This window comes from Parafrankia colletiae (assembly GCF_001854655.1).
Lineage (GTDB): Bacteria > Actinomycetota > Actinomycetes > Frankiales > Frankiaceae > Parafrankia > Parafrankia colletiae.
On the sequence record NZ_MBLM01000108.1, the window covers coordinates 468046 to 479629 of the forward strand.

The 11584-nt window shown below is 73.5% G+C and carries 8 protein-coding genes; 5 read left to right on the top strand and 3 right to left on the bottom strand.

Annotated features, from left to right (window positions below):
- Positions 1 to 71: 71 nt before the first annotated feature.
- Positions 72 to 1016, top strand: coding sequence for an ABC transporter substrate-binding protein (locus tag CC117_RS13065; RefSeq protein ID WP_241830057.1), 945 nt, complete (start codon positions 72 to 74; stop codon positions 1014 to 1016).
- 155 nt (positions 1017 to 1171) lie between these two features.
- Here the strand turns inward: CC117_RS13065 and CC117_RS13070 are convergent, their stop codons facing one another.
- From CC117_RS13070 to CC117_RS13080, 3 genes are all read right to left on the bottom strand, one after another.
- A complete protein-coding gene (locus CC117_RS13070) occupies positions 1172 to 2119 on the bottom strand; it encodes a methionyl-tRNA formyltransferase (RefSeq protein WP_071083953.1) in 948 nt (315 codons plus the stop codon).
- Positions 2120 to 2520: 401 nt separating this feature from the next.
- The gene (locus tag CC117_RS13075; RefSeq protein ID WP_071083954.1) at positions 2521 to 4353 is read right to left on the bottom strand and encodes a serine/threonine-protein kinase; all 1833 of its coding nucleotides are present in this window, start codon (positions 4351 to 4353) and stop codon (positions 2521 to 2523) included.
- A gap of 81 nt (positions 4354 to 4434) precedes the next feature.
- On the bottom strand, positions 4435 to 7161 hold the full coding sequence (locus CC117_RS13080) for a serine/threonine-protein kinase (RefSeq protein WP_071083955.1): 2727 nt from the start codon (positions 7159 to 7161) through the stop codon (positions 4435 to 4437).
- A 176-nt stretch (positions 7162 to 7337) separates the two neighbouring features.
- Between CC117_RS13080 and CC117_RS13085 the strand changes: the two genes are divergently transcribed.
- The 4 genes from CC117_RS13085 (at position 7338) to CC117_RS13100 (ending at position 11025) form a co-directional block, all read left to right on the top strand.
- Entirely contained in the window at positions 7338 to 7748 is a 411-nt protein-coding gene (locus tag CC117_RS13085) for a cytidine deaminase (RefSeq protein ID WP_071083956.1), read from the top strand.
- On the top strand, positions 7745 to 9076 hold the full coding sequence (locus tag CC117_RS13090; protein WP_071083957.1) for a thymidine phosphorylase: 1332 nt from the start codon (positions 7745 to 7747) through the stop codon (positions 9074 to 9076). Before CC117_RS13085 ends, CC117_RS13090 begins: the two co-directional genes overlap by 4 nt.
- 222 nt (positions 9077 to 9298) lie before the next feature.
- Entirely contained in the window at positions 9299 to 10363 is a 1065-nt protein-coding gene (locus CC117_RS13095) for an adenosine deaminase (protein ID WP_071083958.1), read from the top strand.
- A gap of 68 nt (positions 10364 to 10431) precedes the next feature.
- Positions 10432 to 11025, top strand: a complete 594-nt coding sequence (locus CC117_RS13100; RefSeq protein WP_116287775.1) for a DNA-3-methyladenine glycosylase I — start codon at positions 10432 to 10434, stop codon at positions 11023 to 11025.
- The last annotated feature ends 559 nt before the right edge of the window (positions 11026 to 11584 follow it).

The window sequence follows — 11584 nt, forward strand, 5'->3', positions numbered from 1 at the left end:
AGCAGAGAGTCGAGGAAGCGGTGCGGGGAATAGTGAGATCGTTGGCGGYGCTGTGCGTCGCCGGCGCGGTGATGGCTGGGGCTGTGGCYTGCGGGGACGATGACGACAGCGGTACGTCCCAGGCCGGGGGAGCCGCGGCGGCGGCGGGATTCCCGGTCACCATCAAGCACGCTTTCGGTGAGACAACGATCCCCGAGGCGCCGAAGCGGATCATTGCGCTCAGCTATGAAGAGGACACTCTGGCGGCTCTCGGAATCACTCCGATCGCCTACGGACTGAACCCCTACCAGGAGGACGGGAAGTTCCCGTGGCTGGAAGGGGAGATCGACCTCGCCGACAGTACTGCCATTGACACCAGCAGTGACCTCAATCTGGAGCAGATCGCCTCGCTCGACCCCGATCTGATCCTCGCCACCAACCTCTACGGGCTCGAGGACTACTACGACCGGCTCGCGGAGATCGCGCCGACGGTCGCGTACGAGAGCGAGGCCGGCATCGCCACCTGGCAGGAGGTGAGCACCCAGATCGGTAAGGCGGTCGGCCGGGAGGCGGACACCGCGACGGCGGTCGCGGCCACCGAGAAGGTCATCAGCGACGCCGCCGCCGACCTGCCGGGGCTCAAGGACAAGACCTTCAGCTACAGCTACTACTACGAGACCAACGGCCTCGCGGTGATCGACGACCCCGAGACCGTCTCCGTCCAGCTCTACGGCCAGCTCGGGATGAAGCTCTCGCCGCGGGTGACCGCCAGCGTCGTCGACCGCTCGCTGAGCATGGAGAAGATCGGTGAGCTCGACGCCGACTTCCTGATGATCGGGTTCGCCACCGAGGACCTGCGCACCGAGCTGAAGGCGAACGAGCTGTACCAGAAGATTCCGGCGGTCGTGGACGGCCGGGCCCAGGAGGTCGACGCGTTCACCGCGGGCGCGGTCAACAATCCGACCATCCTGAACATCCCGTGGCAGCTCGACGAGCTGAAGCCGACCCTGGAGAAGGTCGCCGGCACGACCGGCTGACCGCCTCCGTTCCAGGGCGGGCCTGGACGTCAGCCGGGCGGTGCGCGTGATCGCGCACCGCCCGGCTTCGCCGTGCGGGGGCCGGCCGGCGCTGCTCAGGCCCGGTCGGCGCCGACCGGGCCTGAGCAGCGCCGGCCAGGCCCGGCCAGAGTCGGTCAGGCCCGGTCGGTGAGGTATCCGCCCATGGTGGTGAAGTAGTCCGTCGCCGCCAGCTCGCGGCCGTCGTCGAGGCGCACCGTGCGGACGAGCAGCCCGCGGCTGCGCCCGTGCCGGGCCTGCGCGCCGGCGACGATGACGACGCCGTCCCCCTCGCGGATGAAGATCCGTCCCGGCGTGCCGCCGTAGCAGCCCTTCGAGACCTCCGCGGCCACGATGCGGACCCGCTCGCTGTTGCGGTAGGTGAAGGCGTTCGGGTAAGGGTCGCACTGGGCGCGGACCAGCCGGTCGAGCTCCTCCGCCGACCAGGTCCAGTCGATGAGGCTGTCCCGCTCCGAGCGCTTGTGGAAGAAGCTGGCCTTCGAGCGGTCCTGTGCGGCCCAGTCGGTGCGCCCGGTGGCCATCAGGTCCAGCCCTTCCACCGCCATCGGCCCGAACAGGGCGACCGTGCGGTGGAACAGGTCGGTGGTGGTGTCCCGCGGCCCGACCGGCACCCGGTGCTGCAGGACGATGTCGCCGGCGTCCAGCTCGTCGGTCATGATGTGCGCGGTGACGCCGACCTCGGGCTCGCCGTTGATCAGAGCCCAGATCAGCGGTGCGAACCCGGCGTAGGCGGGCAGCAGCGAGTCGTGGATGTTCAGCGTCCCCAGCCGCGGCAGGTCGAAGATCTGCGGCGGGATCCAGGTCCGCCAGTTCGTGGCGACGATGGCGTCGGGCTCGGCCTCCTTGAGCATCGACATGAGGTCCTCGTCGTCCGGGCGGTTGCGGATCGCCAGCGGCACGCCGTGTTCGGTGGCGAGGTCGGCGACCGAGTCGTCCCAGATCTTCTCGTACGCGTGGTCGCTCTTCTCATGCGTCACCACCAGGGCGACCTCGTGATGGGAGTCGAGGAGCGCCTGCAGCGTGCGATGCCCCCAGGTCTGGTATCCGAACATTACGACCCGCATATCTGATGTCTCTCCTCTGCTCGGGCAGGTTGCCGGGATCTTGCTGGCGGCAGGCGGCCAGGGCGGGCAGGCCGACCGGCATGGACGGGCGGCGTGGACGGGGGAATGGCGCGGCTGAGAAAGGCAGGACGTGCTCGGGGTGGTGGCCACGCTGGCGCCGGCGCGATTCGGGGCTCCGTCACCGCGTGGCTCCGCGCGCCGGACGGCAGAACAAGCCGGAAGGGACCGGGACTGCCGAGGAACGACGCGCGGATGCCCGCGGGGTTCGGCCGTACCGAGCACCGCCCTGATTAGGTGAAGCTCACCTTATGTTGAATGTCGCCCTGAGGCGTGTCAAGTGATCGCGACGGCGGACGAGCGCTTCGGATACGGCGCCGCCGGGGTGGACGGCGCCCGGCTGGTCAGGGGCCGGCCGGCGGTGTGGTGCCCGTCGGGCCCGTCGGGCCGGTGCCAGGCGACGCGGACGAATCCGGGGTCTGCGTGACGGGCGGAGTGCTCGGGGGCGTGGTCGACACCGGCGGCGTGGTGACGTTGACCGGGGGTGTCGTCTGCACCGGCGGGTCGCTCGTGACCGGCAGCGACTGCGGCGGCGGGGTGCTGGTCCGGCGCGGCGCGCGGGTGTAGGTCGGCCGGTCCGGCGTCGGAGTCTCCGTCACGACGACATCCTGGGTCGGCGACACGGCCGGGGACTCCGGCGCGAGCGAGGGCGGGGACGAGGTGCCCTCCGCGCTGGTTCCCCGCGACGGCTCCCCGCCCCCGGACAGCAGCAGTGTCAGCAGGACCGCGATACCGGCGACCGCGGCCGCCGCCGCGCCGGCGATGATCGCCAGCCTCGGTGACTTCCCGCTCTGCCCCCCGCCGCGGGCGGGATCGCCGCGGTGCTCACCGCGGCCGGGTGTCGGCGCCCGGTGGGACGCCGACCCGCGGGCCGCCCGCTCGCCGTCCCTGTCCAGCGAGAGCAGCCCGGCCGCCATGTTCGCGTCGTCCTGGTCGAACAGGTCCGCCGGAGGAGTCAGTGCGCCGATCTGCGTGAGGTCGTCGTGCGGGCCGGTGGAGACGGTCGCCCGCGGCCCGGTGGCGGGCGTGTAGCTGACTGCTGTCTGGGTCTCGCTCGCTGCGGGCAGCCCGACAGGGGGGACCGGGGTGATCTCGTGCCCCGGCAGCAACCGGTCCGTCGCGCCGATGTCGTCCGCCGGCGGTGGCTGGAGGTCGGTCCGCGACAGCGGCGCGGGCGTGGGGGGCTTCGACAGCCCCGGCAGGCTCCCGTGCGCCGCGGGGCCCGCGGCCAGGTTCTCCAGACCGTCGTCCGAGACGGCGTCGTCGTCGGCGGGCTCCGCCTGCCGGCTCCGCGGGTTCGTCACCACCGCTGGGACGGGGGTGGCGTTCCGCGCGATCGGGGTGAGCCGCCGGCGGATCTCGTCGACGTCCGGCCGAAGCTCGGCGGGGCGGTCGAGCAGGTCGGTGAGCAGCCCGCGCAGCGGTCCGGCAAGCCGGAACGGCCGGCGGCGGCCCTCGACGACCGCGCTCAGCACGGCGTAGGTCTCCGGCCCCTCGAAGGGCGGGCAGCCCTCGACCGCGGAGTACAGGGTGGCGCCGAGCCCCCACAGGTCGCTGGCGGGTGTGCCGGACGACCCACGCACCCGCTCCGGGGCGATGTAGGCCGGGGAGCCGACCAGGGCGCCGGTGCCCGTCAGGGTGACGTCGCCCTCGGTCGCCGCGATGCCGAAGTCGGTGAGGCGGACGCGGTTGTCCCGGCCGAGCAGCACGTTGCCCGGCTTGACATCGCGGTGCAGGACCCCGGCCGAGTGCGCCGCGGCGAGTGCGTCGGCCAGCGCCAAGCCGATCGCGGCCACCTGGTCGAAGGGCAGCGGGCCGTGGTTCTTGATGGTGTCACCGAGGCTGTCCGCGTCGATGAGCTCCATGACGATCCAGTGCCGCTCGTGCTCCTCGACGACGTCGAAGACCGAGACGATGGCCGGGCTGTGCAACCGGGCCAGTGCCCGGGCCTCGCGCAGCACCCGGGCGCGGATCGCGTCCCGCTCGGCCTGCACCCCGGCCATGGGCACCAGGATTTCCTTGATAGCGACAGGCCGCTGGAGCAGCTCGTCCTCGCCGCGCCACACGACGCCGGCGCCGCCGCGCCCGATAGGTTCGTCGAGGCGGTAGCGCTGCGCTACGTAACGCGGGGTGCCGTGCCGAGAAGTGTCGGGGGGCACGCTCGCCGATCTGGCCATCGATTCAAGTCTGACAGACGAATTGGCCGCGACGGACGCAACCCCGCCTGCCGACAAGACGGAAATCGGACATCCGACCGCTCATGAGGCCGGCCGGAACGTCGAGAGGAGCTGACGCATCAGCGGCTCGTTCGTCGCCCACAGCCCCTCGGCCGTATGCCAGTACAGAGCGTATCCATGCCCGTTTCGCACAGCGCCACGGTTGAGCACATGCACCGTCCCCCCACCGGAGGCGTAGGTGAACTCCCAGTCGGCCTGCCGTGCGCCGTCAGCCCCGTCGCCTGGTTCGATCCGTACCCGCCGGTAGTCCCGCACCTGATCTCGGAAGCTTGTCTCGTTCCTGCGCCAGGCCTCGATCGCAGAGGTGTTCGCCCTCGCGATACTTCCGATGCGCATGAAGGTACCAGTAGCAGTATCCACGAAGTCCGCATTCCCCACCCCGTCGCGGCCCGGCCTGCGTTCCCACGTCGCCGGGTAGGCGACCGACCAGCCGCTCGGATCCACGTAGGACACCCATCCCGACGCCGGAACGACCGGGGTGGAATCGGTGGCGACGACGTCGCTGTTCCCGTCTGCCGCGCTGCCGGAGTCCGCCTCCCCGGCCGGAGCCGGGCCTGGCCCGGGGGCCTCCTCGCCGCCRCCGCGCAGCGCGAGAACGATGACTGCGAGGAGCACGGCCACCACGGTAAGCGCGACGAGAATCACAGCCCAGCGCCCCGCTCCGGAGCGTGTACCGGCCCTGCGCACGGCGTCGGCGCCCGCACCGCCACGGTCATCGGCGCTCCCGGCGACCCCGAAACCGGCAGCGGCACCGGTGCCGCTGCCGGAGCCGGAGCCGGCGTGCACACGGGTATCCGTGATGCCTCCGGCGCCCGTACCGCCTCCGGAGCCGGCGTCCGCCCCGGGGGCGGTCCAGGAGAACACCTCGCCAGGCGCGGGGGCAATGGTGGTTCCCGCCGCCTGCGCGGCAGAAGCGACCGTGCCGGTGCCGGTGGCCGCGTCACCGGCGGTGGCTGCCTTCGCGGCGGGGAACCGCCGGGTCGGCCGGGGAGCGGCCGGCGGGACCGCGGCCGGGAGCTGGTCGGCAGCCGGCACACGCTGGCCGTCTGCCCCGGCTGCGGGCGCCCCGGGAGACGGGACTGGCCCGTCCGTCCGGTCCGCCGTGTCGGCGGCCCGCGGGCCCGTTTCGTCGGCCGTCGGGGGCTCGTCCTGGGCCGGCCGGGCCCGGGCCGGTATCCCGCCGAGCGCGCGCATCCGGTCCAGTCCGCGCATGCGGTCGAGTCCGCGAGCCCCGTCGGCAGGACGTGGTCTGTTCGTGTCCTGAGCCTGGGTGTCGGCGGCGCGCAGCCGGTCCATGGTGCGGATGCGCTCCAGCCTGCTGGTGAGCCGGGTTGAGGTAAAGCGGGGCGACGTTCCCGACTGGCCGGTCCGCCGGGAACGGACCACGGCGGTGTCTGTCCCGTCCGTGCCCACATCCGGCGTGTCCACTGCCTCGCCATCCTGCTCCCGCGCGGAGCCGGGGGCGTCCGGGCCCACCGGCCCGATGGCGGGTACGGGGAGGGCGGCCGCGGGGTTCATGACGGTGACGTCCGCGCCGGTCACGTTCCCGGGAGAGGCGCCCAGTGCGGGCGTGCCCGCGGCGGACGCACCCGCGGCAGGTGCGTCCGCGGCAGACGCCGATCCGGGGGATTCGGGCGCGGTGGGTGCGGGGACGGCGGTGACCCGGACCGTCGCGTCGCCCCCGGCGGTGCCCGGAGCCTCGTCCGCGTCAGGGGCGGCACCGGTCGGGCCCGTGGGGGCGGCCTGCCCGGTGAGGATCCGGGTCTCGTCGAGAACCGGGCCCGTCTCGGCCCGGGCCTCGGGCGGCGGGGGGAGCTGCGGCGTGCCCGCGGTCGGCGTGACTCCGGTGACGGAGGGGCGGGACGGCCGGCTGCGCGCCCGCAGCGGACGTCCGCGACCGTCATGCTCGAGGATCTCGCGCATCCGGGCGCGGGCTGTCGACAGGCTCGGCCGGCGTGCCTCGCTGGAGGCCATCAGCCCGTCGATGACGGGTGCCAGCCGCCCCGCGGCCCGGAAGGGCTCGCGGCGGCCCTGCACCACCGCGGCGAGGACGGACATCGGGTCCGTCCCGGGGAACGGCGAGGTGCCCTCGACACTGGTGAACAGCGTCGCACCCAGCCCCCATCGGTCGCTCGCGGCCGTCCCGGAGTCGCCGCGGGCCCGCTCGGGGGCCAGGTAGGCCGGCGAGCCCAGGACCATCCCGGTGCTGGTGAGACGGGAGTCGCCATAGCTGACGGCGATGCCGAAGTCGGTGAGCCGGGCCCGCTGGTCCGCGGTGATGAGCACGTTGCTCGGCTTGACGTCGCGATGGACGATGCCCAGCCTGTGGGCGGCTTCGAGGGCGTAGGCGAGGCTGATGCCGATACGGCAGACCTCGGCCACGCTGAGCGCGCCGCGCTCGTCGATGAGCGTGGACAGGGACTGGCCGTCCACAAGCTCCATGACGATCCACGGCATGTCGCCGTCGGCGATGACGTCGAGCACCGCCACCGCGCCCGGGTGGTGCAGCCGGCCGGCGGCCCGGGCCTCCCGCAGGACCCGTTCCCGCGCAAGCTCGAGCTCCTCCTCGCTGCCGTCGGTGAGCAGCAGCACCTCCTTGACGGCGACCTGCCGGCGGAGCAGCTCGTCCGTCGCGCGGTGCACGACACCGAAACCGCCGCGGCCGATCACCCCGTCGAGCCGGTACCGGCCCCCGACGAGCGCGCGCTGGCCGGCGGGCTCGGGAGCGTCGTGGCGCGCGCCTGCCATCGGTGGTCGTCTCCCCTCGGCACTGACCCGGCACTTCCCCATCCCATGGGATCACATCCCGGGCGGCCGCGGGCAGTGGGGCATGCTGGTCGAGGCCGGTGCGGACCGGTGCGGGGCCAGCGCGGGGCAGGTGCCGGYCGGCGCGGGGACCCCGCGGGACGACGCCGGGAGGGCATGTGGACGACAGCGCCTGGGAGCTGCTGCGCGCCGAGGCGGTGCGGGTGGCGCGGCACGCCTACGCGCCGTACTCGGGCCTGCGCGTCGGGGCGGCGGCACTGGTCGACGATGGCCGTGTGGTCGTGGGCTGCAATGTCGAGAACGCCTCCTACGGGCTGACACTGTGCGCCGAGTGCGGGCTGGTGTCCGCGCTGCGGGCGAGCGGCGGCGGGCGCCTGGTCGCGTTCGTCTGCGTGGACGGGACCGGTGCTTTCCTCGCGCCGTGCGGCCGCTGCCGGCAGCTGCTCCAGGAGCACGGCGGCCCCGAGCTGCGGCTCGCGACGACCGCCGGGGTCCGGACTCTCGGTGAGCTGCTCCCGGACGCCTTCGGCCCCGCCGACCTGCCGCCCACGACGGAGCCCGCGCCATGAGCGGCGGGCGGGCCGGGCCGGGCGGGTCGATCGGGGCGGGCGGGGCCGCGTACGACGTGGTCGACCTGATCCGGGCCAAGCGGGACGGAGCCGCCCTGCCCGGGGACGCGGTCGCCTGGCTGATCGACTCCTACACCCACGGCCGGGTCGCCGACGAGCAGATGGCCGCCTACCTGATGGCCGTGGTCTGGCGTGGCATGACCGACGAGGAGCTGGACCGCTGGACCGCCGCCATGATCGCCAGCGGTGACCGGCTCGACCTGACCGGGCTCACCCGGCCGACGGTGGACAAGCACTCCACCGGCGGCGTGGGTGACAAGGTCTCGCTGATTCTCACCCCGCTGGTGGCGGCCTGCGGCGCGGCGGTCCCGCAGCTCTCCGGCCGCGGGCTCGGCCACACCGGCGGCACGCTGGACAAGATGGAGGCGATTCCCGGCTGGCGCGCGGACCTCGACGCCGCGCGGATCCGCGCCGTGCTCGCCGACGTCGGCGGGGTGATCTGCGCGGCTGGCCCGGGCCTCGTCCCGGCCGACCGCCGGCTCTACGCGCTGCGTGACGTCACCGGCACGGTGGAGTCGATCCCGCTGATCGCCTCCTCGATCATGAGCAAGAAGATCGCCGAGGGGACGTCCGCCCTGGTGCTGGACGTCAAGGTCGGCACCGGCGCGTTCATGACCTCGCTCGACGACGCGCACGAGCTGGCTCGGACCATGGTCCGCCTGGGCACCCGGGCTGGCGTACGCACCGAGGCCCTGCTCACCGCGATGGACGCCCCCCTCGGCCGGACCGCGGGCAACGGGCCGGAGGTGGCCGAAGCCGTCGCGACGCTGCGCGGGGACGGCCCCGCCGACCTGGTCGAGATCACCGTGGCGCTCGCCCGCGCCATGCTGGACCTGGTCGGTCTCGGCGCGGCGGCGCCGGACCCGGCGCAGGTGCTCGCCTCGGGGGCGGCCTACCCGGTGTGGCGCGCGATGGTCACGGCCCAGGGCGGCGATCCGGACGCCGCGCTGCCCGCTCCCGCGTTCACCCGCGTCGTGCCCGCGCCCGCCAGCGGTTACCTCACCCGGCTGGACGCCCGGGCGGTCGGCGTCGCCGCCTGGCGGCTGGGCGCGGGCCGCGCGCGCAAGGAGGACCCGGTGTCGCCGTCGGCCGGCCTGCGCTGGTTCGCGGCGGTGGGGGAGGAGGTCCGTGCCGGCGCCCCGCTGTTCGAGCTCCACAGCGACGACGAGGTGACCTTCCCGCGGGCGCTGGCCGCCCTGGACGGCGCGGTCACGATCAGCACCACCCCACCCGCGGCCGCCCCGCTGGTCCTCGCGCACGTCCGCTGACCACACACCGGCACTCGCCCCACCCTCTGGCCACACGCGTCCGGCACTCGTCCGACACCCGGGCGGCACACGCCCGGGGTGCGCCGGCGCTGCAGCCGCAAAGGCGCCGGCGGAGGCCCCGGCGGTGGACTACCGTGCGGGAACGACCTGGTCAGGCCAGGTCAGCCGACCGGCGGGGCGGCGCGGGGCGGCTTGGGGCACGCGTGGAGCGGGGTGGTTGACATGATCACCGAGGCCGAGATCCGGCAGGTACCGAAGGTCCTGCTGCATGACCATCTGGACGGTGGGCTGCGGCCCGAGACCGTCGTCGAACTGGCGGACGCCACCGGCTACACCAGCCTGCCGACCACGGATCCGGACAAGCTGGCCACCTGGTTCCGCGGCGGGGCGCACACCGGCTCGCTGGTGCGCTACCTGGAGACGTTCAGCCACACGGTGGGCGTCATGCAGACCGCGGACGCACTCGCCAGAGTCGCCCGCGAGTGCGCCGAGGACCTCGCCGCCGACGGGATCGTCTACGCCGAGGTCCGTTTCGCCCCCGAGCTGCACGTCGAGCAGGGGCTGTCCCTCGACGAGGTGGTCGAGGCCGTGCTGGACGGCTTCCGGGCCGGCTCTGTCGGCACCGGCCTGCACATGCGCGCGCTGCTGACCGCGATGCGGCACCAGGCCCGCTCGCTGGAGATCGCGGAGCTCGCCGTGCGCTGGCGGGAGGCCGGCGTCGCCGGCTTCGACATCGCCGGCGCCGAGGCGGGCAACCCGCCGACCAGGCACCTGGACGCCTTCCAGTACATGCAGCGCGCGAACGGGCACTTCACCATCCACGCGGGGGAGGCGTTCGGGCTGCCATCCATCTGGGAGGCGCTGCAGTGGTGCAACGCCGACCGGCTCGGGCACGGCCTCCGGGTCGTCGACGACATCACCGTCGACCCGGACGGAAAGGCCACACTCGGCAACCTCGCCGGCTTCGTCCGGGACGTCCGGGTGCCACTGGAGATGTGCCCGTCGTCGAACGTGCACACCGGTGCCGCGCCCAGCCTCGACCGCCATCCCATCGGCCTGCTGCGCGACCTGCGTTTCCGGGTCACGGTGAACACCGACAACCGACTGATGAGCGGGGTCACGCTCGCCAGCGAGTTCGCGACCCTGGTCGAGACGTTCGGATACGGCTGGTCCGACATCCGTTGGCTGACCATCAACGCGATGAAGTCGGCCTTCCTGCCGTTCGACGAGCGGCTCAGGCTGATCAACGATGTCATCAAGCCCGGTTTCGCCAGCCTGATCCCCTGATCTCCCGATCTCCCGATCACCGCCGCCCGGTCGCGGAGAGCGGCCGGGCGGGTGGGAGGCTGGCAGCCATGGCGATGGACCCTGCCGGTGGCGTCGTGGCCGGTCCGGACGGTGTGCTGCGCTGCCCGTGGGCGCTGTCCACACCGTTGTATGTCGAGTACCACGACACCGAATGGGCCCGGCCCGTCCGGGACACCGCGGGCCTGTTCGAGCGCCTGGCACTGGAGGCGTTCCAGTCCGGTCTGTCGTGGCTGACCATCCTGCGCAAGCGGCCCGCGTTCCGCGCCGCCTTCGCCGGTTTCGACCCGGCGGCGGTGGCGGCCTTCGGCGCGGACACGGTGGAGGTCCTCCTGCGGGACGCCGGCATCGTCCGCAACCGCCGCAAGATCGAGGCTACGATCGCCAATGCCCGTGCCGTCCTCGCGCTGGAAGAGCCGCTGGAGGATCTCGTGTGGTCCTTCGCGCCGCCGGTCCCACGGCCGGTCCCGCGCACACTCGCCGACGTCCCCGCGGTGACGGACGAGTCGAAGGCGCTGGCGAAGGCGCTCCGTGGCCAGGGTTTCGTCTTCATCGGCCCGACCACCGCCTACGCCCTCATGCAGGCCTGCGGGCTGGTGGACGACCACCTCGCCGGCTGCGCCGCCCGCGGACCGTCGCCGTGAGGCGACCGTGAGATCAGCGGCTGGATGCTGTCGTCGGGTGGGCCCGATCTCGGCCTGGTTCCCACGGGTCGCGCCCGGGGATCTGACACCGTGGCCGGTTTCTCGCCGCGAGGTCGTGTGTTGCGTTCCCGCGGCTAAAGGGCCACTCGTGTCCGTTGCCGCCGACCCCTTGACGGATCGAGGCGACGAGGGTCTCGCAAGCCTTCACAGACAGCGGACCCGAAGAGACACCATCCGCCACCCCAGCCCCCGAGGGGACCCTCTCCGCGCCCGGCGGAGACACCAGAAGCCCTGGTCACCGGTCTGACGCACCCGCACCCTCCACCGGCGCCGGCGTCGCAGGACCGCCCAGGCCTGCCCCCATCACCCGACCCACCCCACCGGCGTCCACCCACCCGGCCGCCACACCCCGGACGCCCTCCCGGACCGGCCGCCCCGACGTCCCTCTGGCCGCCCGACCCACAGCGGGACCGTTTCAGACACCGTTGTCACCTCGACCGGCAACCTCGACCGGCAACGGCAGCCGGCAACCGCGGCCGGTCAGGCGCGGACCGCGCAC